The sequence below is a fragment of the Sphingobacterium puteale genome, from assembly GCF_003627955.1.
GTDB lineage: Bacteria > Bacteroidota > Bacteroidia > Sphingobacteriales > Sphingobacteriaceae > Sphingobacterium > Sphingobacterium puteale.
Genome location: NZ_RBWS01000007.1, coordinates 262,280 through 287,874 on the forward strand (window position 1 = coordinate 262,280; position 25,595 = coordinate 287,874).

At 38.8% G+C, this 25,595-nt stretch carries 20 protein-coding genes; 9 read left to right on the top strand and 11 right to left on the bottom strand.

The genetic code is table 11. The annotated features are described in order from the left end of the window. Positions 1-151: 151 nt before the first annotated feature. A complete protein-coding gene (locus D7322_RS10265; protein ID WP_121123876.1) occupies positions 152-1,252 on the top strand; it encodes a glutaminyl-peptide cyclotransferase in 1,101 nt (366 codons plus the stop codon). 103 nt (positions 1,253-1,355) lie between these two features. Here D7322_RS10265 and D7322_RS10270 read toward each other — a convergent pair whose 3' ends face one another. The 3 genes from D7322_RS10270 to D7322_RS10280 all read right to left on the bottom strand — a co-directional run bounded on the left by D7322_RS10270 (position 1,356) and on the right by D7322_RS10280 (position 3,621). Next, positions 1,356-2,102 carry a WG repeat-containing protein gene (locus D7322_RS10270; RefSeq protein WP_121123878.1) on the bottom strand — a complete coding sequence of 249 codons (747 nt, stop codon included), beginning with the start codon at positions 2,100-2,102 and terminating at the stop codon, positions 1,356-1,358. Positions 2,103-2,209: 107 nt separating this feature from the next. Further along, complete coding sequence (locus D7322_RS10275; RefSeq protein WP_245971310.1) at positions 2,210-3,052, bottom strand: hypothetical protein; 843 nt, start codon at positions 3,050-3,052, stop codon at positions 2,210-2,212. A 65-nt stretch (positions 3,053-3,117) separates the two neighbouring features. After that, positions 3,118-3,621, bottom strand: a complete 504-nt coding sequence (locus tag D7322_RS10280) for a hypothetical protein (RefSeq protein ID WP_121123880.1) — start codon at positions 3,619-3,621, stop codon at positions 3,118-3,120. A 381-nt stretch (positions 3,622-4,002) separates the two neighbouring features. Here D7322_RS10280 and D7322_RS10285 point away from each other — a divergent pair, with 381 nt between their 5' ends. From D7322_RS10285 to D7322_RS10295, 3 genes are all read left to right on the top strand, one after another. Continuing rightward, positions 4,003-4,236: a hypothetical protein gene (locus tag D7322_RS10285; RefSeq protein ID WP_121123882.1), complete on the top strand. Its 234-nt coding sequence runs from the start codon at positions 4,003-4,005 to the stop codon at positions 4,234-4,236. Between the two features lie 93 nt (positions 4,237-4,329). Then, the gene (locus D7322_RS10290) at positions 4,330-4,833 is read left to right on the top strand and encodes a YfbM family protein (RefSeq protein ID WP_121123884.1); all 504 of its coding nucleotides are present in this window, start codon (positions 4,330-4,332) and stop codon (positions 4,831-4,833) included. A gap of 40 nt (positions 4,834-4,873) precedes the next feature. Continuing rightward, entirely contained in the window at positions 4,874-5,416 is a 543-nt protein-coding gene (locus D7322_RS10295; RefSeq protein WP_121124108.1) for a GNAT family N-acetyltransferase, read from the top strand. Positions 5,417-5,497: 81 nt separating this feature from the next. Here D7322_RS10295 and D7322_RS10300 read toward each other — a convergent pair whose 3' ends face one another. The 3 genes from D7322_RS10300 to D7322_RS10310 all read right to left on the bottom strand — a co-directional run bounded on the left by D7322_RS10300 (position 5,498) and on the right by D7322_RS10310 (position 13,643). Then, entirely contained in the window at positions 5,498-7,768 is a 2,271-nt protein-coding gene (locus D7322_RS10300; RefSeq protein WP_220700057.1) for a GH92 family glycosyl hydrolase, read from the bottom strand. A 6-nt stretch (positions 7,769-7,774) separates the two neighbouring features. Then, positions 7,775-10,024 carry a GH92 family glycosyl hydrolase gene (locus D7322_RS10305; protein WP_121123886.1) on the bottom strand — a complete coding sequence of 750 codons (2,250 nt, stop codon included), beginning with the start codon at positions 10,022-10,024 and terminating at the stop codon, positions 7,775-7,777. A gap of 481 nt (positions 10,025-10,505) precedes the next feature. Next, entirely contained in the window at positions 10,506-13,643 is a 3,138-nt protein-coding gene (locus D7322_RS10310; RefSeq protein ID WP_121123888.1) for a GH92 family glycosyl hydrolase, read from the bottom strand. A gap of 770 nt (positions 13,644-14,413) precedes the next feature. Here D7322_RS10310 and D7322_RS10315 point away from each other — a divergent pair. Then, the gene (locus tag D7322_RS10315; RefSeq protein ID WP_121123890.1) at positions 14,414-15,175 is read left to right on the top strand and encodes a response regulator transcription factor; all 762 of its coding nucleotides are present in this window, start codon (positions 14,414-14,416) and stop codon (positions 15,173-15,175) included. A 9-nt stretch (positions 15,176-15,184) separates the two neighbouring features. Here D7322_RS10315 and D7322_RS10320 read toward each other — a convergent pair whose 3' ends face one another. Together D7322_RS10320 and D7322_RS10325 are read right to left on the bottom strand one after the other, a co-directional pair. Further along, positions 15,185-15,895 carry a hypothetical protein gene (locus tag D7322_RS10320; protein ID WP_147430367.1) on the bottom strand — a complete coding sequence of 237 codons (711 nt, stop codon included), beginning with the start codon at positions 15,893-15,895 and terminating at the stop codon, positions 15,185-15,187. A 93-nt stretch (positions 15,896-15,988) separates the two neighbouring features. Further along, complete coding sequence (locus tag D7322_RS10325; RefSeq protein ID WP_121123894.1) at positions 15,989-16,738, bottom strand: HesA/MoeB/ThiF family protein; 750 nt, start codon at positions 16,736-16,738, stop codon at positions 15,989-15,991. Between the two features lie 224 nt (positions 16,739-16,962). On the opposite strand from D7322_RS10325, the gene D7322_RS10330 reads away from it, so the two are divergent. Together D7322_RS10330 and D7322_RS10335 are read left to right on the top strand one after the other, a co-directional pair. After that, the gene (locus D7322_RS10330; RefSeq protein ID WP_121123896.1) at positions 16,963-17,532 is read left to right on the top strand and encodes a hypothetical protein; all 570 of its coding nucleotides are present in this window, start codon (positions 16,963-16,965) and stop codon (positions 17,530-17,532) included. 63 nt (positions 17,533-17,595) lie between these two features. Beyond that, positions 17,596-17,946 (top strand): DUF2200 domain-containing protein, encoded by a 351-nt coding sequence (locus D7322_RS10335; protein ID WP_121123898.1) that lies wholly within the window; start codon positions 17,596-17,598, stop codon positions 17,944-17,946. Between the two features lie 29 nt (positions 17,947-17,975). On the opposite strand, the gene D7322_RS10340 is transcribed toward D7322_RS10335, so the two are convergent. Further along, positions 17,976-19,169, bottom strand: coding sequence for an outer membrane protein assembly factor BamB family protein (locus D7322_RS10340; RefSeq protein WP_183078664.1), 1,194 nt, complete (start codon positions 19,167-19,169; stop codon positions 17,976-17,978). Between the two features lie 174 nt (positions 19,170-19,343). Further along, positions 19,344-20,552 (bottom strand): exo-beta-N-acetylmuramidase NamZ family protein, encoded by a 1,209-nt coding sequence (locus tag D7322_RS10345; RefSeq protein WP_121123902.1) that lies wholly within the window; start codon positions 20,550-20,552, stop codon positions 19,344-19,346. A gap of 377 nt (positions 20,553-20,929) precedes the next feature. On the opposite strand from D7322_RS10345, the gene D7322_RS10350 reads away from it, so the two are divergent. Beyond that, on the top strand, positions 20,930-21,796 hold the full coding sequence (locus D7322_RS10350; protein WP_121123904.1) for a helix-turn-helix domain-containing protein: 867 nt from the start codon (positions 20,930-20,932) through the stop codon (positions 21,794-21,796). A gap of 178 nt (positions 21,797-21,974) precedes the next feature. Next, positions 21,975-23,498 carry an acyl-CoA dehydrogenase family protein gene (locus D7322_RS10355; protein WP_121123906.1) on the top strand — a complete coding sequence of 508 codons (1,524 nt, stop codon included), beginning with the start codon at positions 21,975-21,977 and terminating at the stop codon, positions 23,496-23,498. 49 nt (positions 23,499-23,547) lie between these two features. On the opposite strand, the gene D7322_RS10360 is transcribed toward D7322_RS10355, so the two are convergent. Beyond that, entirely contained in the window at positions 23,548-25,461 is a 1,914-nt protein-coding gene (locus D7322_RS10360; protein WP_121123908.1) for an AAA domain-containing protein, read from the bottom strand. Positions 25,462-25,595: the final 134 nt, after the last annotated feature.

Consider the following 25,595-nt stretch of genomic DNA (forward strand, 5'->3'; position numbering starts at 1 on the left):
CGCAACAAGGTCTTCAGGACTACTTTAGTGCAAAACACCTTTCATTGTTTTCGCAATGAATCTTTTTCAGCAATGATTTAGGTTTCTTTTGAAATTATATTTATCTTTCTTTAAGTATAAACAAATCCCACGCTCTTCAAGCTTTACAAAAATGAAAACAAGCACTTCACTATTTTTGCTAACAGTAGCATCTCTTTTTATAGGGTGCGGAGAAAACGGTAAAAAATCCACATCACCGTCTCCAGATAACTTACCAAAAAATACCCCAAGCTTTAGCTTCGAGGGGATTAAACAAGATTATACAACAAATGAAGAATTATCGTTTCAGATTACAAATACTTCTAATTTAAAAATTGATTCCATCCTTTATTATATCAATGATAACCCGATTGCTAAAGTCACAGAAAACAATAAAGTAACATATAGATTATCAGGAGAGAAATTTGGCAAGCAAATTATTAAAGCGGTTGTATTTGATGCTGGAAAATCCGAAGAAAATACAGTCAACATAGACTATCTGCCATCAGACCCACCTCGAATTTTAAAGTACCGAATAGTTAATTCCTACCCACATGATATCAAAGCTTTCACACAAGGACTGGAGTTCTTTGGAGACAACTTGATGGAAAGTACAGGCAATGGCGTTGGGTTAAGTGGAAATAAAGGTAAGTCAAGTATCCGCATCGTCAATCCCACCACCGGACAACCAATCAAAAAGATCGAATTAGCAGATTCAATATTTGGTGAGGGTGCGACCATATTAAATGGGAAATTATATCAATTGACGTACAAAAGCAATCTTGCCTATGTCTATGATATGGCAACCCTAAAGACAATAAAAACACTGCCATATTTCAAAAACATGGAAGGATGGGGACTGACCTCGGATGGCAAAAATTTGTATATGTCCGACGGTTCAGAAAATATCTATCTACTCAATCCCAATGACTTTTCTAAAATTGATTATATCCGTGTTGCCACAAATGAGAAAATCGTTAACCAAATAAACGAAATGGAGTGGGTAAAAGGAAAGATTTATGCTAATTTCTTTATGGAAGATGTCATGGGTATCATCGACCCGAAAACAGGGGCTATCGAAGGTTTAGTCGATCTTTCCAAATTACGGGAAAACGTGACACAACATGTTGATCTGGATGTATTAAACGGAATTGCGTACAATAAAAAATCAAATACCTTTTTTCTTACAGGAAAAAATTGGGACAAAATATTTGAAATACAGCTACTGGATTAACTAATCACTCGTTAGTCTATAATGTACACAATCATAAAGACAATCTATTCATTAAAGTGCTATTCCCGCTCTGGAAATAGCACTTTCTTATTTCAGGCAACAATTATTTCTTAACGATTTTCCCGTCTTCATAGAGTGTATACTCTTCGCCATCGGCCTGTTGCAACACCATTTTTCCGTCGACAAAAATATTGCTAAATGTAAAAACAGGATCGGTCATTATTTTGCTATTGTAATCCATCAATCCCCAATGCTGTGGTGATTCCATATACATGATTCTATTTTTACCCGCAACATCCAAAACCTGATATTTAAAAGGAACCACAATAGCACCGTTATAATCAATAAATCCTTGTTTGCCATCTTTCGCAACTTTGATAACTGTACTATCAATCGCCATAAGACTGGCATCCAAAAAGATAGACTCATACTGAGGCGAAACAACCTCCACGCCTTTCTCATTGATCAACCCTACACGTTGTTTGCTATCTTGTACTTCAAAAAAGCCAAAATGTGGTTTTGTCGTAGTACTGAAATAGTTAGGCTGTACAATAACCTTTCCTGTTTTATCAACTATGCCAACAGTTCCTAAATCGCCATTGGCATCCGTTCGATGGAAAGTCGCTAGACTTTCGCCATCAAATCGTATAAATTGTTCGTAAGCAGTATCTGGATTTTCCCAGATATCTTCTATCGCATTATACTTTCCCTTTAATTGACCGATAGGTAAAACAGTGTCTTCAACACCTCCTTTAGCAGCTTTGGTTGCCTCCTGTCCCCGACAGGAGCTGCCTATAAGTACAATTGTTGCCACTATGCCTACAATTTTATATGGATTGTTTATTCTCATACTATTTCAAAATTATGCTTATTTATCAACTGTTATATAACCCCTATACTTTGAACAGGTACATTTTAAAAACGGAAATCTCCAACTCAACATTATTTTCTTATCTGCTACGGCATTTCTTCAAGCTTGTTAAAACCTGTTGTTATCATCTCCTGCAATTGAGGTGTAAACAAGTTGGTTGAAAGTGGTATTTTCTTGGCTTCGCTATTTAATCTCCATTGTGCACGCTTCTCAAGCAAAAATTGCAATCGCTGTGCTGTTGTCAATCCCGGCAATGTATAATATATACTATTTTCACCTTCTTTTCCTTGCATTTGAATATATCGGCCTGTAGTTACCCTGAATTTATTTCTTTCCTCAAAACTTCGGATAAAAGAGCTATCCTGATCAGCGATATCCCACATGGGATCACGAGGGCAGCAGACAGAACCATAGCTTTCCTTCCAATATACTGTTAATAGGTTTTCGGGCACCGTAGGTTTAGCAAAATCAATCACTGGATTTTCCAATCCCCCAAGCCGAACGCTATCAACTTTTACAATGTCCTCTTCCCGTCTGATATAATAATAAAAATTTGTCGTTTCTGGTTCCACGCACCTTCCACTTTTTGAAGCCGTTTTACTGACTTCACTGTAAAACTTCCAATCAGGAACAATCAGAATAAATTTTTGTAATTCAGGATAAAATGCAGATGATTTCTTAAAAAGTTCTATTGGGATCTTTGCGCTCAAATAAAATACTTCTATTGAATCTGCATTAAACTGCAATGGCAAATCCAATAAATAATTGCCCTCTAATCGTGCTACCTGACGATCTTCAATATTCATTACTCGATCATACTTTTGAGCTAGCCAATCCGGTCGTACAGTTTCCAGTTGATCGGGAGGCCTGATAGCTTGTTTTATGGCTTTACTTTTACAGGAGATAACAAGTAGAAATAAAACCAGCATTAAATAAACTTTATCAATTATTAAGCACGTTCTCATTGGCTAAAAATAATGTTTCATTAATTATCTTATTGCGCATCAGCAACTTTTATCCCCATCTTATTTAAAAACTCAACCTGTTTCTCCAAACAAGTATCTGCCAAGACTTCTATTTTAGCTTTTTCATCAGTAATATCTCTTAACAAGGCCTGTCTGGCACCTTTTTTCTGCTCATCCACATATTTGACCAATAACGTACCATAACCATCTGTAATTCTCGTCATGTAAGCTATTGTCGTCAAATGGAAGCTCTTCGCAGCCTCACTAGGCTTTAATGCATTAACTTCACTCTTTATTCCTTTGATATAGCTGCTCAGCGCCTGTACCTCTTTAAGCTTCATTTCGTAGGATAATTCATCCGTTCTATCCGCATCATATTCTCCTTCCAGCAATTTATTGTAGCTTTCATCCAACTTTTCTTTACAACTATAAAAAAGGCGGGCAATCTTCTCATTATATCCGAAGTCCAAATTACCACCACAGGATGTCAATGCGAATGTACTGATGATTAATGTCAAAATAATAATTCTCATAGCTCAATTTTTCAACAAATAACGCATTTTCAAAACAAGCTCTGTAAGGCAGTTAATATTCGTTACCTGTTTTTTAAGATTCGCTATCATTTGGGTACAATTTTACCCAAACGATACCACCAATAATTACCCGATTAGCAAATACTGTAAAACAAGTCAAGCGCAACAGCTTGTTTCTTAAGGAAGAATTACGGAACTTAGAAAAAGAATATAGACCAAATCAGAAGACCGATGATTTTGGACGAATCAAGAAAATCGATGACGAATCAAAAAACGAAAAGAACTGAATAAAATACGATGAAACCATCATGATTTATTCAAACCGAGTGAAACGAGCTCATTTATACCGATGAGACCAACACTTATGAAGAATTTATACAGATGAAACAATTAGCTTTATTGATCATGTTCATCGGAATGTCGAGCATGGTTTTCGGACAAGAAATTAGCCGTTCAACGACCCAAACAATTACGCAATCTGGAATTGGACTTGGTTCTGTCATTGCCGTCGTCACTTCGTGGGACCGCAACAAATCTATTCTCTGGGCACTGATCCATGCTATCTTGGGGTGGTTTTATGTTATTTATTTTGCATTTACACGGAGCAATAATTAATATTTCTGCAGATCATATTTTCAATACAACCAACAGTGTTACATCCTTCTGTAAGCCAGAAAACAAAAAGCAGTCAACCAAAATCGAAAGATCATGAGCATGGTACAAAATTTCCTTCGTGTCAATTTGGAAACATTGAATAGTTTTCTCACTGATAGTCGTTCATTAAGAAAAATGGTATATAGCAAAGAAGCTATACATTTGGACAATTTAATAGATATTGATAAAGCTTGGGAAGGTATTTTCTTTTTATTGACAGGAGAATCAATCGGTACATACGATCAGGCTGCTCCACCGTTATCCTGGCTATTAGTTGGCCCCAATGACGTCGATCGCAATCAGGACATGGGCTATGGCCCAGCAACCTATACAGATATAGAACAAACTAAACAGATAGATTTAGCGTTACAGGAAATTTCTATAGATGAACTAACGCAACGTTTTGACTCGGCTACCATGCTTGAAAAAGATATATACCCAGATATCTGGGATGATGAAAATGCATTAGAATATCTGCTTCAATACTTCGAAGACCTAAAAACATTTTATCAGATGGCCGCCCTGCATCATGAAGCAGTCATCCTATTTCTCAATTAAAAAGCAATTATTTCACGTTAATAAAAATGATAAAATAACTATGCATATTTCTGAAAAGAGAAGTATCCACATTGAAGAACTAAAGGAAGTAAATAACAGCGTCGTTTCCGACCTGGTGGCTTTAACATTGGATATTGTCCAAGGAGGGGCCTCTGTAGGCTTTATGCAGGACATAAGCGAAGAAAAAGCAAGTGAATTCTGGAACAATGTCCTGGCAAAGGTCCAGCAAGAAAAAACAGTGCTACTTGTTGCAAAAGACAGCTCTTCGGACCAGATCGTTGGGACCGTGCAATTACAAATTGACCTTCCCCAAAATCAGCCGCATCGGGCGGACGTGGCAAAAATGTTGGTGCATTCCGCTTTTCGACGTCTTGGTATAGCGGAAAATCTATTGCAACATCTTGAATTAATTGCGAAAAAAAATGGAAAATCACTACTGGTACTAGATACTGTAACAGATAGCCCGGCTCATGCTTTGTACTTAAAATGTGGCTGGAAAGTCGTGGGAAACATTCCCAATTATGCACTTTTCCCTAATGGTACCCCCTGTAGTACAACCTACTTTTATAAAAATCTTGAATAGTATCGTTATTCGCAAAAAAACCTCCAATAACTGTTAACTTATTGGAGGTTCTGACGGCAAAAACAATGATATTGCTTCCGGCTATTTTCTGTACCACACCGGACCAGGCTTGCTTCCCATTTGGAAAACAAGGGTGGCTCCGGACATGATCTGCTCATGTGTGATATAACTTGTTTCAAGAGGTTTTCCATCCAAAGTAACCGACTGGATGTAAATATTGGTTTTATTTACATGATCTGCTTTAATAGTAAACTTTTTCCCATTCGCAAGTTTAAATTCGCTATGTTCAAACAATGGCGTACCGATTTCATACCTTCCACTCACTGGATCTACTGGATAAAAACCCAGCGCACTGAATACATACCAAGCAGACATCTGTCCGCAATCATCATTCCCGCTTAACCCTGACGGATTATTTAGATAGAGTTTTTCCATCACTTCAGCAGCATATTGCTGTGTTTTCCATGGTTGCCCAATTGCATTAAACAAATATATGGCGTGATGACTTGGTTCATTTCCATGTGCATATTGTCCGATCATGCCCGTACTGAAGATAGGCAGTTTACTGGTATCTGATGGATGGAAGGTAAACATGCTATCCAATTTTTGCCCAAAGCGCTCATTTCCGCCGACGAGATCGATCAATCCCGGGATATCGTGTTGAACAGACCAGAAGTATTGCCAAGCATTGCTTTCACAGATATGTGCACTGTATTCTTCCGGATCAAATGGCGTTACAAAAGCTCCATGACTGTCCCGGGGTTGCATAAATGACGTAGCAGGATTATAGACATTTTTATAATTTTTTGCTCTTGCAAAAAAGGTATTTGCCACCGCCTTGTTTCCCATTTTATCCGCCATAACCGCAATACAATGATCATCAAATGCATATTCAAGTGTGCGTGACAAAGACCAGTTCTCCGCATTGTATTTATCCAAAACATCATAAGGTACATAGCCCAGCTTTTTATACAACCCAATACCTCTGTAGCTATCTATGTTTGCTGTTGCCACACAAGCTTCCAGTGCTTTATTGACATCAAAATCACCTATTCCTTTCAGATAAGCATCCACAATAACTGGGATTGCATGATTGCCAATCATCATATCGGTTTCACTGCCATAGATATTCCATACCGGCAAGCGACCATGCTGTTCGTAAAACGCAATAAATGATTTCACCATATCATTTACCCGATTTGGATCAAGATAAGTAAATAGAGGATGTGAAGCACGGTAGGTATCCCAAAGCGAAAAAGTACTGTAATTGGTCCAACCTTCGGCCTGATGTACTTTTCTATCCGCGCCAAAATAAGCGCCATCTACATCTCCAAATATGGTAGGGGCCAGCATTGAATGGTACAATGCTGTATAGAACTTTACTCTAGTTTCTTTGTCCGCGGTCTGAATAGCAATCTTACCAAGCTCATTGTTCCAGCTATTTTCAGCTTGGTTTAAATAGTGATCAAAATCATCTGTTGGCACCTCGGCTTTCAGATTTCTGGAAGCACCGTCCATACTTACCCCTGAGAGGGCTGTACTGAGCGTTACTTGTTCACCAGTAGATGTTTTAAAATCAAAACGTGCCTTGAAAGCCGTACCAATACGTTTGGTCATTTTTGTTATGCTGTCAGCACTTGATTGTATTGCCGAGCTGTCTATATGAACTGCTTGGAAAGGCTTTGAAAATCGGGTTTCAAAATAGACACGTTGCCCTCTGGCCCAGCCTTCAGAAAATCGGTAGCCACGTACAGTGACCGAATCGACCACCTCTATATAGGAATCCGTGGTAGCGTCCCAATTCATCGCTTTTTTCAGATCCAAAAAAATAGCTGACTGGGCTTCAGGAAATGTGTAACGCTGGATACCGCATCGTGGGGTTGCCGTTAGCTCCACATCAATATTGTAATCTGTCAGCTTTACTTTATAGTATCCCGCATGTGCTTGTTCATTTTGATGTGAAAACTTGGAATAAATACCCAAAGGCGCCTCAGCCTCATGGTAAGGCAATGTAACTGGCATAAACGATATATCATATAGATCCCCAGCTCCCGTCCCACTTAAATGGGTATGACTAAAGCCTGAAATTGTGCTATCGGGATAAAAATATCCCGAAATACGATCCCAACCGGGCAATCCATTATCCGGACTCAATTGCACCATACCAAAGGGCGATTGTGCTCCAGGATAGGTGTTACCCGTAAAATCTGTTCCAATAAATGGATTAACAGCTTTTACATACGAACCTTCTGCGGAGTCCTTCTGTGACGCACAAGCCAAGATTCCCAATAAACCTGTGCATGCCAGGTATTTCATATATTTCATCGTGTAGATAGCTTCTTTAATTTGCATTGTGGTTTATCTGTCTCCGGTAACAATCAGTATATTTTTGCTACTGACCAAAACTTGATGGCTTATCTTAAAACCTCCTAGTGGCTTTCCATCGACGATAATTTTTTTGATGAATTCTCCATTGCCCTCTTTTTGGCGTCTAATGGTCACACGATCAGACTTAGGGTAATACTTTTTATCAAGCTGAATAGTTACTTTATCAAATACCGGAGTAACGATCGTATAATCTGGTCTGCCGGGACAAAAAGGGTAAATCCCTATCATATTCATTAATGCCCAAGTCGACATTGTTCCTGTATCATCATTGCCTGGTATCCCGCTCGGGCTATTCGTAAAATGCTTATCCAAAATCTGCTTAACCAATTTTTGTGTACGCCATTCTTCGCCTTTTATCTCCGAAAAAACATGTGGATAAAGCATGTCAGGTTCGTTGGTCACATCAAAATACCCCTTATCAAAGGTGGCCTGCAATCTGTTCACAAATTTCTTCTTACCGCCCATCAATTGGACTAAACCAGGAATGTCAAATGGTATCGCAAAGCTATAATTCCAGGCATTCCCTTCATGAAAACCATGGTTAGGCTCAAAATTAGCCCCCATCAATGGATTGAAAGGCGTCAAAAACGATCCATTGGGAAGAATAGGTCTAAAGGTTCCATATTCTGGAGAATAGTAATGTTTGTACCCCTGTGCTCTCTTACTAAAAGTTTGTGCATCTTTAGTTTTTCCCAACGAGTTGGCCAACTGCGCTAAATTCCAATCAGCAACATAGTACTCAATCGCATGAGAAACTGAATTATCAAAAGAATCGCGAAGAGGAACATAACCGTACTTGACATAATCGGCATTGTCCGGACGGATTCGATTCGTCGAATCCGTTGTTGTCGCCGACTTCAAAAAAGCCTCATAAGCCGTATTTATATCATAGTCCCGAATGCCTTTCATCCAGGCATCTACGATCACAGGTACTGCTGGATCACCGTCCATGGTATAGCTTTCACGGCTATAAAGTTCCCACTTAGGCATCCATCCATTTTCTTTATAAATGTCAATCATGGAACGAATCATTCCTACCTGTTTATCTGGATAGACCAGCGACATGAGCGGCTGTACATTTCTGTACGTATCCCATAAAGAGAATACGGTGTAACGATTATGATTTGCGACAAGGGTCTTTCTATTTTCCATAGCCGGATATTCGCCATTCACATCCTGTAAAATATTTGGATGAATCATGGCATGATACATAGCCGTATAAAATACCGTTTTTTGATCTTCAGTACCTCCTTCAACCTGAATTCTTGATAATTCATTATTCCACAGAGATGAAGCTTGTGTCCTGACCCGCTCAAATCCAAAACTAGGTTGCTCGGCTTCCAGATTCTTTCGGGCATTTTCAACACTCACGAAAGACACGGCCAACTGAACCTCCACACTTTCATTTTCCTGGACATCGAAGCTTAAGAACGCGCCAAGGTCATCTCCAGATAATTGGTTCGTATAGTCGGTAAAAATTTTGTATTTACCAGCATCCTTGTTCCAGTCGTTTTCCCATTTTTCGCCCGCACGCTGAAATTTCCAGTACCCTTTCTTTGTAGGCTTTTTATTCACGCGCATCACGAAGAAAATAGGATATACAGCCTGATTATTGGTATAACAGAATGAACCCAATAATTTCGAACCTTCAAGTTCCGTATCACTGACATAACGAACTGTGGCACCGGTTTCATTCGTCAGTCCCTCACCTAAATTAAGCAGAATATTAGCCTGCCCTTTAGGGAAAGTAAATTTAGATAATCCCACACGAGCAGTTGCGGATGTTTCGGTTTTGATACCGTATTTTTTTAACACATTGCTATAATAACCCGGATGGGCCTCTTCCTGTGTATAAGTACTTCCATACTGATGGTAGTCAACTTCTAGTTTTCCGGCAGTTGGCATCAGTAACAAACTTCCCATATCAGGACAACCTACACCACTTAGATTGACATGTGAAAAACCGGTGAAATAGCTATTGCTATGTTCGTAAGGTGTAGACCACCAACGTGCATCCTTATCGAAGGCATTAAGTGATGATCCCATCACATTAAAGGGAGACACATTCATTAAACCATGGGGTACCTGAGCACCGGGATTGGTCGTGCCGTAGTTACTGGTACCAATAAAAGGATTCACATAGTCTGTTGGCAGTTTTTGCGCAGACGCTTGCTCCCAAACAAATAATCCCAAAAGAAAATAACGGATAAACTTGATCATATCATCTTGATAAAGACAATCTACTTTTTTCTGATACAATAAACAGCAGATTGCACATTTTTTAGTGTGGTCACAATACTACAGATAATACCAAAGATTTACAAATATCCGCTAAACTTATATCTATCATTTTACAAATGTTAATAGGATTTAGCAAGAGTAAAAATAGACTCGAATTCATCAAGCTCCTAGTTAGCTTAAAGGATAGTAATATGATCAAAACACAGACGCTAATGCGGATTAGATTCAAGGAGAAAGATCATGCAACAAAAAAATCCTGAAGCGGGGAACTTCAGGATTTTTACTAACTAACCAATTATTAACCTAAATTATGAAAACTACATTGATAACGCCATTCCCCGAGCTTTGTTATCCAGTTCTTCTATGTTTAACCAAACTTTAACAATCGGTGCCGTTGGTTGCAGAAAGCTACAATCTGAAGATATAATCTCCCATTAAAGCCCATCTCAGTGATACATGATTAATGTGACAAGCCCCATTGCATATTCGGCTTATCCCCCATTTCCAAAACTAGTTCACCTCCTTTTAGCAATTCCGCAGCGTCAAAATAGAATGTCTGCAGCGGTTTACCGTTTAGAGTTGCGCGCTGCACATACATATTCTTTTTGCTTGCATTTTTAGCTTTAATAGTGAATTGATCTCCGCGCCCATATTGCCGTCCCAGCTTAATTCTAATTTCTTCAAAAGACGGGCTACCAATTTCGTAAATTGGTTTTGTTCGTGTCCCTCCGTCCAGCTGAAATAGTCCTATGGCATTCATGATATACCAAGCGCTCATCTGCCCTTGATCCTCATCTCCCAGGTATGCGTTAGAAATACCCTGTCCGTAATAGCGTTCACCGATAGACCGGCTCCATTTTTGTGTAAGCCATGGTTTGTTCAACCAGTTAAAAATATAAGCAAAATGCATAGACTGTTGATTCCCCTGCACAACCGGATAATCCCAGTATTGATCATTTGGTCCATTATACCGCCATTTTTCACTTTCTCCGAACCCCCATTCCAAACGCTTTAGAAACACATCCTCACCAATCATTTTAGCCAATGCTGGGATATCCTGAGGTACAAAGAATGTCAACTGCCATGCATTTCCTTCAACATAATGATGATTGGCTCCAGATTTAAATGGATCAAAGTCCTGATACCATTCACCCTTGGCATCTTTCATCCGCGCATAGCCACTTCTAACATCTATCGCATTCTTCCACCAGCTACCTCTATCATTAAAATAATTGTATTCCTTTTCCTTTCCCAAGGATTTTGCAAATTGTCCTACAGTCCAATCGTCAAAACTATACTCCAGGGAATTTGAGAAACGACCCAGGTCATAAGGCACATACTTATACTTCAGATAAACATCCAGATCCCGGTTACCAGCAAAGCCACCTTCAAATTTCAGCGGACTCGTTGTCTGCATTTTCTGTACCGCTTCAAATGCCTTTGTGACATCGTAATCGCGTATTCCCATCTGGTATGCCCCCACGATCAAAGGAATCTCATGTTCAGCAACCATCACTGGAATATATTCCATCCCAGCCGGTCCTTTTGCCAGCCAACCATTGGCATCATACATAGCTAACTGTGATCGCACCCATTTATTTGACCATTCTGGGGTAACCAAGTTCCAAAACTGATTTAAGTTCCAGAATGTATTCCAAAAAGCATCACAGCCCAAGGCCAGATCTTCCGGATGTTTCATCGTTCTGATCTCTTCATCCGAAGACCGCCATTGCCCATTGACGTCGCTAAATGTATTACGACTGGCCAAGGTTCGATACATATTTGTGTAAAACTTCTCTTTTTCCAAATAGTCATCACTTTTTATCTCCAGGCGCCCCAATAATTCATTCCAAACCTGACGTTGGTTGGCGACCACACGTTCAAAAGACCATCCAAATGGATCTGAAAGTTCTGTTTTCAGATTTTCTGCAGCATTGGCGATACTGACATAGGAAATCCCGGTCCGCAATTGTACCTCGTTATCTTTGCGGACATCAAATTCAACATACATACCGGCAAATTGAGCACTGTCAGCAACCAGATCAGACTTAGTTGTTATTTTACCGTCATGCCAAGTTCCGAAATTGATAATCGGTTTATCAAACTCCATGACGAAATAGACAATATAATCTTGTTTCGCATCGGTAGACCAGACATTTTCGGACAACTGGCTACTGTAGCCAATAACCTTATAATCAGAGACCTTTTTAAGGGAAAGATCTTTGATCTTATAATCATATTCCCCGTTTACTTTAAGATCAATCATCACACGTCCGGTATCCGATTTATGATAAGTATATTGCTGAAAACTGGATCGTGTACCCGCAGTTAGCTTTGCGTCAATATCCTGGTCAAGTAAATGAACGGAATAGTACCCCAATGGAGCCTGTTCACTTGCCTTATCTATTGCCGAACGGTAACCTGAATGCGTACTATATTGGTCTCCGACACTAGTTTTCAATTGGCCTGCTGTCGGAAATGTCCCTAGTCCAGCCATTGTCCATTCGTGTATATGGCTAAATGTTCCAATAGATTCTATTGAAGGTTCATAACCAGCCTGCCAACCAATATTCTGGTTATCCGGACTGATCTTCACCATTCCAAATGGCATCCATGGACCAGGTGCCAGCATCCATCTAGAATGCGCAGCCCCTATCATGGTGTTGACATAATCCGAAACCCCACCCAATCTTTTGGGAGATCGTTTTATAGAAGATGTTTGAATTAGTTTATCGTTGATATATATCGCATATTTACTTCGTACCTCTTTCGATACATAAGGCATTGGAATCTCAAGCCGAGATAAGCCCTTCTCATGAGTTTTATCATAGATTTTCTTTCCATCCAACAACACTTTTATACGCTCATCATCTTTCAATTTCAAGAGATCAACGAGCATATACTGTATGCGCTCGTTTCCTTTTTTCAGTTCAAAATCCGATTGCCATACCTTTTTGATTATGGAAGTGTAATCTCTTAGCAATTTCACCTGTTGAGGCCCCAATAATTTAAAGGAGTCAAACTCAACCCATCCTCCCTTTATTACAGTAAGCGTAACCTGGTTAAATCCCTCCGAAATTAGATGCTCGGGTAACGCGATCCGTATCGTAGAAGCGCTGGACTTCGAACCTGTACCTACCGGATCGACAGGCCCGTCCCCATTCTTCAGTTCGTAATTATAAGATTTACCATTGACTGCGATCTGTAGGGTTGGTTTATTTTTGGGATCGTTATTTGCTAATTTTACCTCCAGGGCCCATTTCCCATTTTCAACGTTTCCACTTAAGACACTGTATAAATTCAAAAAGTGGGTTCTCAGACCAGAAGTTCCGCCTGTTCCACCCCATTCATTAGCAGGTCCGGGCAACACATAGGGAAGATCCCGGGATAAACAAGACTGCCCGACAATAAAGTATTTATCCTCATAACCAAAATCATGTCCGAGAAATTCCTTATAATCATGCGGAGCCAAGGCGAATTCCTTACTGGAGCCATCTGGGTTCCCCAGTTGCCAAACAGTATTCTCCTGCCCCAAAACAAATCGCCCTGAGATCAACAACAAGCCCATGAGAATGATAATGGGAAAATACTTTTTCATAATTGATGGATTTTAGAATAAAAAATATGCGAGTCTTTTTGTTCAGCCAGTTACTCGTTTCTACTTATTGCTTGTATTAGAATGAAGATGAAAAAAATAAAAACCATCTATCAATAAAGCAGATCATCCTAGAAACAACATTGTATACACATAAAAAACAACTAAAAAAATACCTAGAAACAGAATAAACACCTAAAATATTAGATAAAGTATACAATATTACCATAAATAACAATAATATCAAACAAGAAAAAAACAAAATGTATATACATGAAATAATTAATTAAAAGAGATCAATCAAGGAGTTATCATACTTTTTAATGCCCACAGCATAAAATATAGCATGATCATTTAGCATCAGAAGAAGAGGATTGAAACAATTAGAGTTATTTTGTTACGATTTGGTATCGCATTAAAAATTTCCATTAAAAGCAAAGCCAACCATTGGGTATTTGAATCCAATAGAGTATATTTATATCATATTAATTGCTTTGACAAAATTAAAGATACAAAGTAAAATACAACATTTTATCATGTTGACTAATATTCTACCCATTTGTGTAGAATATTAGTCAACTATTTTACAAGAGTTTAACAAGAAAAATCAGATACTCTTTTACCCAAAGTCCCAAACAGACTTAAGGTAAGAAAAACCTGTTTTTGTTAATTACCTTAGACTGAAAGCTTATTATTGTAATTTACGCGCAAAAATAATATTAGTCTAATGGGAAATTTCGAAGCGACAATAGATCATCTTTGTGATTTACACTATGAAAATAAAAATTGAAGATTTTTTTAAGCCGATACATGTTAAAGACAACTTTAGCAAAGATGATTATGAGATCGTAAACGCATTTATTAATTTCGCAAGATCATTAAGTCGACTAACTTATCAAAGCATCTATTTGATAGATTACTCAAAAAAGAGTTTTTTATTTGTTTCTGACAATCCCATTTTTTTATGCGGAAGTTCCCCCAAGGAAGTCATGAAAGAGGGCTATCGTCATTATGTAAGTAATGTTCCAGAAAATGATCTTCATTTATTAAAGAAAATAAATGATGTTGGCTTTGATTTCTATGATAAATTAGCCGCCGAAGAGCGTTTAAAGTATTCCATCTCATACGATTTTCATCTGAAGCAACCCGGCAGCAAACCATTATTGGTAAACCACAAATTGAAACCTTTACTTTTAGACAACAACGCAAATCCATGGATTGCACTTTGCTTAGTTTCTATATCATCACATCCAAATGCCGGAAACATCAGGTTTAAATCAGATGAAGATGGAAGACAATTTGAATATGATCTGGGTAAAGATATCTGGGTGGAAACACCGCGTGTAAAATTAAAACCGCGAGAAAAGGATATCTTGATTTTTTCGGCACAAGGGCTTACAATGGATCAGATTGCAGACAGGCTCTATGTGTCTATTGACACCGTTAAATTTCATAAAAAACAGATATTTTCAAAGTTAAAGGTAAAGAGCATCACCGAAGCTACCGCTTTAGCAATCGAATTGTCTCTCTTTTAAACGGATTTTTCACAACAAACTATTTTTAGAATCCAATAGCATATCTTTTGACATCGCCATAAATTTCCGAATGTCGATATCATTTCCATTGCTAAATTGTGAAAGCGTATTTTTTTGAATGAAGGCTTCCAGCCACTGTGACCTAATGTATATCGGCAGCGTTTCAGAATAAAAGTAAATGATCGGATCTCCCAGTTGATAAGATTCAATTTCCAACTTACGTAGTGTGTTCACTACTTTTCGGTCACATTCAGCAATTATTAAACCGCTACCCAAGCTATAAGGACCATAAAAAGCATCAAAAAGCATTTTTTTTAGAATATTAATCCGATTTCCAATAATTTTGCCAGAGATAACAAAACGTCCAATGTGCCAAAAATTATCAATACCCGATATCAACAGATCTTCGGTTTTAATATCGAATAATTTTTGAATTGGCAAACAGGTTTCTTTATCCCAATAGGTAATCCGAATTGAAGCATGGATCCCATTATCTTTCCGACTGCGAAGAACATAATAAATAGATTGATCAAAAAAGACCCTATCCTCCCCGATCAAAGACTCATAGTCCATTTGATAATCTTGTTCGGAATATTCATCTAATTTATAGTGTTCCTGCGTTGTAACTAAATAAAAATGAATAAGTTCAGGCAGTTCGTCACTATTAAGTTTGGTAAAGTAATAATTTTCGGGCGTCCAGTTCATGTAGTTGAAATTCAAAAATACTTTATTATAGATTTGTTGATTAGATCCTTCCAGAGACGTTGATATTATACAAAAATAGGATAATTATTGCTATTATTAAACGCTATTTTACTCATATATAGACAGGTAATATGATTCGGGAAACACCCTAATCTCTTTATCCGTTGCGATATTAAACACAACCTGGCAAACCATTCCGGCTAATAAATATAAACCCAATGATAACTGTGGCGGTGGAGATTCCACTGCGATTTTGCCATATTCCGAAAGAAAATCCTCCAGCCACTTTGTATCAATATTTTTTTCCTGTAGCCTATCGACAATATATTTCCCTACATTTATCTCAAATGCATTGTGCTCTTTATCCAAAGACCGCAAATTACGGCTTTCGGGTGTAATAACAGTTAAAAAACCCGCCCAGCCCAAATTGTAGGGATGAACAACAGCGATATTTTTTTGTGCCATATATTCATCAAATAAAAAAGGAATATCTGAAGAGAAATCCAGGGCGTTAATAGCCACGTCACAGTTCAAATCGAGGCTATACAAATTGCTGGGATCAAGAAATTCGGGATAAGCCCTGATCTTTGCATCTGGATGAATGGCCATCAATCGGTCTTTTAAAGCAATAGCCTTATTTACCCCGATATCAGCCTCCACATAGTTCTGGCGATTAAGATTTGTCAGTTCGACAATATCGCCGTCAATGATGATCATATTTTCAAATCCCATGCGCAACAAACACTCAGCGATATAACTACCAATACCGCAGCCCCCAATAAGCACCCGAAAATCCTGAATGCGTCGCTGCTCCTCTTCTTTTATATGAATGCTATTACGTTTGTACCTCAAACTCATTTTTTATGACAATTTTGTATCCTATAAAGATAGGACTATAATTTAAAAATTATTACATCATCTTTATCAATTAATATCAAAGATTCTTTTCGATAGACATCTAACGGTAAAGAACTATATTACGCCAACGTTCACTATATTTACTGTTATAATAGAATCAAGCATAAGAGCGATATGAACGAAATCTACACAAGAAGACCTGTTTTAAACGACAAATCACTATAATGAAAAGAAATATACAGCTACTATATATTATTATTACGTTATTACTGAGTATAGATATGCTCGCTTACTACCTGGAAAAGATAAGTTTAATCGGTTATTATAGTGACGTCCTACTTTTCTGGACATGGCTAGGACTGAGTATACTTGTGATTGTCATCTTCTGGAAAAAGATACTGGCAAAGATTATGTTGTCTGGATTAATATTGGGGTTAATTTGTAGCATCCTGCCGATGATGCTACCCTTTTATACCCTGATATTGTCCATGTCTCCTTTCGGCCTGCGGATGACAAAAGATTTAGACGAAAATTATCGAGCCCAAATCGTTGGGTATAGTGTTTTATCCGCCCCTTGGTTAGAAATAATTGAAAAAAAGGGAATATTTGAAAAAAAAGTTTTTAGCTGTGCCGACAATGCATTAAATCATAACGGGACAGCGATAAGAATAGGAAACACAAAAGACATCATTTTCAATTCAGAAACGGATACAACACTTCGCATTACACTTTTTTATGGAAGCCCCAACAAAACTATTACTTTTGATAAAAGAATAGGAAAAATTATATTTTAAAGAAACTCTATGCTCAAAAAAACGGTGAATTAGCAAAAACCATCAACGATCATTAAAAGAAAAATGGACAATACTAGAATATATCGCATGTCATTTGCCAGTGTGTATCCACATTATATACAAAAGGCAGAAAAAAAAGGCCGCACAAAGGAAGAAGTTGATGAAATTATATTTTGGCTAACGGGTTATGATATGCCGGCTTTACAACAGCTCATCGCCGACAAAACAGACTTTGAACATTTTTTCAACCGGGCGCCCCGTTTCAATATCAATGCAACAAAGATTACCGGCGTTATTTGCGGCTATCGTATCGAAAATATTGAAGATCCTCTTGTCCAAAAAGTTCGTTATTTAGATAAACTGGTTGATGAACTGGCGAAGGGTAAATCAATGGAAAAAATTTTAAGAAAATAAATCAACGTCAAAATACGATCACACGGCGATTATTCGATGGCATAAACAGCACCGTCTGCAGCTCCAAAATAAAGTGTCCTCTGCTCTATCCAGATTGTGGAAAAAATACTGCCCATTTGTAAATAGTCGGTAAATAACCTATTGATATCATCTGCATATTTCCGTTGCAAATCAGCCCTTAATTTTCCTTTTCCATCCACAAATAGATGGCGATTTCTTTTACTGGATTCTGTCTGAAAAATGGGCATAGTAGTGCCTTTCGCAACATCAAACTTATAAACGATCCCATCCAATGAGCCAAAAAAGGCATTCGAACCGGCAACGGCGGCGCTGCTAAAAGTATTTAGGGTCACCGCCGGTTCAGCCAGTTTTGTACCATGTATTTTTTCCAAAGCCAAAATACTGTAGGAGTCTGACATCGTTACGATCACTTTTTCTCCTGATAAGCTGGGCACGCCCGTCCAGCTCCCCGGTTGGTGGTATATCCAATATCCCGTTCCATCGTTGACATTCAATGCATATACATTAAAATCCCTCGCGCCAAAATAGACCGAGCTATCAGCGGTAATGGCATGAAATTGAATTTCTCCTTTTGGAAAATAACGTTCACCAACGGTTTTAAACTTCCAACGCAGCTTACCGTTTTTCTCCAAACAATAAAAGTAACCATCAAAACTTCCGATCATTACCCGATCTTTGGTCAGTGTCGGTGAAGCATGGACAATGCCGCCAGTAGGAAACTTCCAGCTAAGCTCACCCGTCTTACCGTTAATGGCATAAATATGGTTATCTCCAGATCCAAAATAAACAATCCCTTCACTAATCGTCGGTGAGGAATGAAAATAATCCCAGGCATCCTTTTTTCTTTCGCCATTGGTGGCAAAAGTCCAGCGTTTTTGCCCTGTCTCGGTGCTTAAAGCATATAGCAAACCATCTGAGCATACAAAATACAAAAGGCCTGAATCAATGGCTACTGTCGAACGGATTTCCCCACCTGTTTTATATTTCCATATTATTTTACCATTTATTTTATCCAGTGCATAGAGGTTACTATCACAGGAACCCACAATCACTTTATCTTTAAAAACTACAGGGGAAGCATATAGTTGACCTTGAGTCTGAAATTTCCATTTTTCCGTTGGCTGTGAACGAATTTCAGCAGCAGCAATATAATTAAGCCGGTCCGCACTTCGCCCTAGCTGCTGCCCGGAGGCCACGCTCATGTTTGCGATAAGACCAGATAATAACGCAACAAAACAAAAGCAATATCTTCGATCAAACATCATTTATTTTTCAGGGTTAAACAGTAATTTCCAATAAGCGCGCGGTAGGCATGTATCACATTTGAGAGGTAAATATACAACTCCAAGCAAAAGCTTCCGGCATGGATAAATAGGTTAGGGATAAATAAGATACTTCTTTCTCATTTCCTTATAACGCGTTAATCCAGGCTCCCAGCTTTTTCGAATTTCTTCCTCCGAAACACCTTCTGCTATCTGTCGCCGAAAGGAATCAACACCAACCAATTTTTCTATACTGCCAATCTGCTTGGAAAATGACTGATCAAAGAATTTATCTTTTTCAGGAGAATTCCGATAGAGCTCCTGCATCCATGAAAGATTTATTTTCTTACTGTCCACCAGCTTCTGCAAATCATATTCACGCAGATCTAAGCCGTAGCATTCTTCATCCATAAAAACTGGAGTTTCACTCATTCCTTTTTTACTCACTGGTGTAAACGAAAAGCGATATATACCTTTATAAACCGGACTTCCAAAAACTGTAAAGGGATAATCCGTCCCCCTTCCATGATTGATCTTTATACCTTCAAAAAGGCAGGTGCTCGGATAGAGGAGAATACTCTGTTCGGTGTTTAAATTTGGAGAAGGATTAACCGGAAGCTTGTATAACATTTGATGATTATATCCTGCTACGGGTATGATCCTTAGCTTACATTTTTTTGTCGTTGCCATCCAGCCCTCGCCGTTAATCATCTGGGCAAACTCAGCGATTGTCATTCCGTGAGCAATCGGAACCGGAAACTGACCAATACCCGATTTATATTTCGTATCCAAGATAGGACCATCGACCAAATACGCATTTGGATTCGGACGATCTAAAATCAAAAGTTCCTTCTCATTTTCGGCACAGGCTTCCATAATGTCGCGAAGTGTGTTAATATTCGTATAAAATCTTACCCCCATATCCTGTACATCAAAGATGAACACATCAATATCTTTTAGATCATTTTTCGAAGGCTTCTTTTTATTTCCGTAGAGCGAGATCACCGGAATTTTGGTTGCTGGGTCTATTTCATCCCCGACTTTCGTTCCGTTGCTGGAATTCCCGCGAAACCCATGTTCGGGTCCAAATATTTTTACGATTTTAATTCCCCTATTGAGCAGACTGTCTACAAGGTGCCTGTTTTGGATGACTGTAGATGGATTGCCCAAAATTGCAACTCGTTTATCTTTGAGGTAGGGTATATAGCACTCAGTTTGTTCTGCTCCGGTACGGATGCGATCATTACAATAATCCAGTTGGTTTTGGGCGCGAATCGCCCTAAACGAAAAAAACAGTAAGATAAAAACAAATACAATTTTCATAATTCTTTGGGTTACAATAAAAATAGTCATTGAGACACAGACTTTTTTAGCTTTTACTAAAGATTAAAGCTAATGATAAACCACCATTTTTTCAAATCCCATTTAATCAGGCATACCCAGATACAGGATTTTGCACTTACAAATGCTCTATTGTATTTTTCATTGTTCACAAGGAGTTCTGGAATAATCTCTTGGTTGCTTTTATAGCGATATCTAGCCAATTCCGAAGATAGTCAACCCTTTCATATTGATAATCCTATTTTATCCCGCTAACTTTGGGATATTCTTCTGATATTAGTCAATATCCGTTTACAACAATTCGTAATAACGGAAGAAGATGAAAAGCTTATAGATTTTGACAGCAAAGGTAATGGACAATGGAAAAGCAGGTAAACGCAGGTGAGTTTGTAAATAGATTTATGACTGGTAGTCTGGAACACCTGAGGTACCAGCAGTCCCCAGTTAAAATATTCCAGCTCAGTGAAATTGCCCCTTATATCAAATTCCCCACCCCTCCTATTTTTTTGGGATATAACCTTTTGGTACATATAACAGAAGGCTATTTTAAACACAAGATCGGAGCTAAAGAATATGTCGTAAAAGCACCGGCGATTCTCATTAGCAATTACGGCAATATTTCGACGATCAAATCTGTTGACAAATCGGCAAAGGGACATTGCGTACTGATCAATGACAATGCCATGACTTCCATATTTAGGGAACAGGAGATTCTGAATATTTTTAATATTTCGCCTCTGCTTAACCTATCTACAGAAGATAGTACAGATCTTAACGAACTCTTCAAATTACTTTACAACGAATTACTTTCTGAGTCGCCTTATAAAGAATTGTTTGAAAGTTTGCTAAAATCCCTTTTATTAAAGATTATTAAGCTATCTTCTTCAAATCAGGCGCTCAACCGAAGACAGGAAATTGCAATGATGTTTAAACAGCTTGTGCACAAAAACTTCAAAAAACAAAAGCATATTGCTTTTTATGCGGATAAGCTCGCAGTGTCGACCAATTACCTGAATCGCTGTGTATTTTCAGTGTTCAAAAAATCCTCTAAAGAACTGATCTTAGAAGTACTTATCATGCATAGTCAATTTCTTCTGTTTGAATCAAATAAAAGCATTGCCGACATCTGTTATGAGCTAGATTTTTCTGATCCCTCTTATTTCTCCCGTTTATTCAAAAAAATCGTAGGAATTTCCCCCACTTCTTATCGAAACAAAGCAACTTAATATTTTTTGAATATGCACGATTTGTCCTATCTTTTATACAGAAGTGGACAGACCAATCACAACGATATGGTTTATTTTTGTGTAGCGATTGGGATGTAGGAGAATTCATAGCTGTCTTTTGAGGCTTTATCGTATACATCTACTATTGCAAATGTTTCATCATTTAACTAATATAGCGATGTCTAACGTTTTAGAACACACGAACAAGGCCCAAGATTTCGATTTATTTATCGGAAACTTCAAAGAAAGATTATCAAACTTATTCCATACAGAATACGACTACAACAACCTGAGTTTAACCCGCGGTTTACCGCCGCAGTTCTTAAGTGAAATTATGGCGATGAGACCATTGTCTGTTGCTATTCCCGAGCATCACGGAGGCCGTGGCCTACATGTAAAAGAATGTTTAGGAGTGCTTGCGGCGGCGTCTTATGAATCACTTTCACTGTCTTTGATCTTCGGTATCAATATCGCTTTATTCCTGGAGCCTTTTGCTAAATACGGTAATACCTTACTTCAGGAAAAAGTATTCCATCAATTTTTAGAAAATAATGCCATGGGCGGATTGATGATCACAGAGCAAGCTTACGGAAGCGATGCCCTCAATATGCGTACCTCCTACCAACAAGCAGGAGATAAATATCATATCAAGGGAGAAAAACATTGGCAAGGCTTGACAGGTGCTGCAGACTTTTGGCTGGTTACTGCCCGAAAGAAAAATGAAAATGGTGAGCTTGTACGGGATATAGATTTTTTTGTGACCGACAATTCCATCGAAGAGCAGAAAATTGAAGTACTGAAAAAGTATAATAGCCTTGGCCTATATGCCATTCCTTACGGCATCAATAAGATAGACATCAAAGTACCGGTAGATTACCGTTTAACACCGGAGAGCACTGGTATAAAACTCATGTTGGACACCTTGCATCGAAGCAGGCTTCAATTTCCGGGCATGGGTATGGGCTTCATAAAGCGCATGTTGGATGAGGCTATGAAACATTGTACCGAAAGACGTGTCAGTGGAATTCCTTTAAATGAATTGGATGCTGTGAAGTTTCAATTGTCCCGTTTACAGGCAGCTTTTACGATATGTTCGGCGATGTGTGCATACAGTAGTTCGATCAGTTCAATTCAGAATGATCTCTCAGGCCACAGTGTAGACGCCAACAGCGTCAAGGCGCTGGTAACAGATCTTATGCACGAATCTGCACAGATCTGCGTACAGTTGTCCGGCGCAAATGGCTATAGACTGGATCATGTTGCCGGACGCGGTTTAGTCGATAGCAGACCTTTCCAGATTTTTGAAGGTTCAAACGAGATGCTCTATTCGCAGGTTGCGGAGGCGATTGCTAAACTGATGCGCAAAAGCAAGGAGAACAATCTACTTTCATTCCTGAAAATAAATCCTGCAACCGAACTTGCGGCTCCGTTTTTCTCCTCCATTTTAAATTTCGACTTCCCGCTTCAACCTAAACAGCGCGAGATGGTCACCTTAGGAAAAATAATTGCCCGTGTCGTTTGCTTCCAATATGTCTTACAAATCAATAATGCTGGTTTTAATGATAAAATGACAGAAATTGCCCGTCAGCATGTTAGTATGGATCTGTACATGTTGGTCGGTCAGCTCTCCAATAACAATAATGCCGAGCCGCTCATGAACTATGACGAAAAGGCTGACTGGATGAATTTCACCTCTTTATAAAAATTGAGAGGGACTGCGAAAAGAATTTTTCTACAGTCCCTCTTTTCTATTACATCTCCGCAATATCCCATTCCCAAACGCTATGGTAGTGGCCGAGACTTTCTACATAAGCAATAAAGTGCTGGTAAAACGAGTGAATCCCTATCGTTGCGCTATCACCAATGACAACCAACTTTTTCTTAGCCCTTGTCATGGCAACATTCATCCGGCGCACATCGGATAAAAACCCAATCTGTTGTTCGGTATTGCTTCGCGTCAAACTGATATAAATAATATCTTTCTCCTGTCCCTGAAAACTATCAATGGTTTGCACTTTAATAAAAGCAGCGTACGGCTGTAATTCTTCATCTTGCTCCAACATTTCCCGTAATATGGACACTTGCTTGCGATAAGGTGCTATAATCCCAACACTAGGCCATTGTTCGATGGAAGAAGACTGTCGCCAACTTGCGATAGCTGTCTTTAAATGAGATTTCAGAAAACGGGCCTCCCCGAGATTACAGATCGCTCCATCATTTTCGGTTTCTTCAAACCCCGCCCCAGCAGTATCGATATATACGATCGGTTCCGAATCGTTTGCTATTGTCCAATGCGCCACCGAACGATCAGCCTTCAACAGACCTCCATATAGAGCTGAGGAAGGATAATTCATGATCTGTTCATTCATCCGATATTGGGTATCGAGCAACGAAACTGCTTGGGGATAAAGATTGACAAGCTTCTCAAAAAGTGTATGGCTAAGCTTATTGTCCATACCATTATTTGATTTCACTGTTGGCGAAAGCTGACAATGATCTCCGGCCAACACCAATTTATCGGCCTTTAATATCGGAATCCAACAAGCAGGCTCCAGCGCCTGACCTGCCTCATCAATAACAACCGTCTCATATGAACGACTTCGGATGACATCTTGATTCGCCCCTACCAGCGTCGCCGTTATTACCTGAGAGCGATCGAGAATATCCGTCACGATAAAATCCTGAATCTTATCGACATCTTTACGAATTCTATAAGCCTCGTCAAACAATGCTTTCCTTTGCTCCCGTTCGGCCTTGCCAAAATTACGTTTATATTTTTGAGCCATATCCGTATACGTTCGAACTTGTTTTTGCAAAGACTTTATATCCTTATTTGCGCCGTGGCGATCTATTTTGCTATCAAGCGTCAACTCCTGTAGATGTTCAGATACTTTAACGGGATTACCGATTCGTGTGACGACTATGCCCGCAGCATCCAAACGCTCGGTCAATAGATCAACCGCAGTATTGCTCGGTGCTACGACGAGTATCTGCCTGTTATTGCTCTTTAATAACGTCGCTATCGCCTTTATCAATGTTGTCGTTTTCCCCGTCCCTGGAGGGCCATGTAAAAGTGCTATGTCTGTCGTATCCAAGACCAGCTGAACAGCCTTATTCTGGCAGACATTGAGGTCCGGATGCTCAAAAAATGATTCTTTTTCTTCTTTGTATAACGCTTCTCCGCCGATAAGCTTTCTAATCAATTTACCACGTCCTGGATCAGCAGCGAGTTCCTTTGCCTGTCGCAATGCATTGGCCATTTCGCGGTATGAATGTTCGTCAAACAATAAGTCAACACCAAGTTTTCCCCTTCTGCTCCAATCCGGAAGTTCATCTATACGAAATGAAATCCGCATAATTTCCTTATTAACGGAAGATATAATACCATCTATTCTGTCCGCCTTTGGGTCATGGTTTGAAAATAGAGAAACAGGCATCCCAAAACGGAACCGATGATCAACATCGAGGTGATTTGTTTTTTTTAAACTAACGGACAGATAATCACCTCGTCCCAGTTCACTGTCGGTGATCTGAATAGGAAACCAGGTCACCCCCTGCATTCTTCTTTCATTTAAACTGCTTTGCAACAATAATGCTTCATGCTGCATCTTATCATATTGCTGTTCTTCGTTTAATAGGGAAATAAGTTCGTCGAAATAATTCATATCAGTACACTCGCTTTGATCAGAAACAAAGTAACAGTTTTTTCAAATACTTTACCGATCAGTTTTTAGATGTCATCCGCTTTTTCTCGGATAAATCAGGTTATTTTCTCTTTAACGACAGATGCCGCTCAACA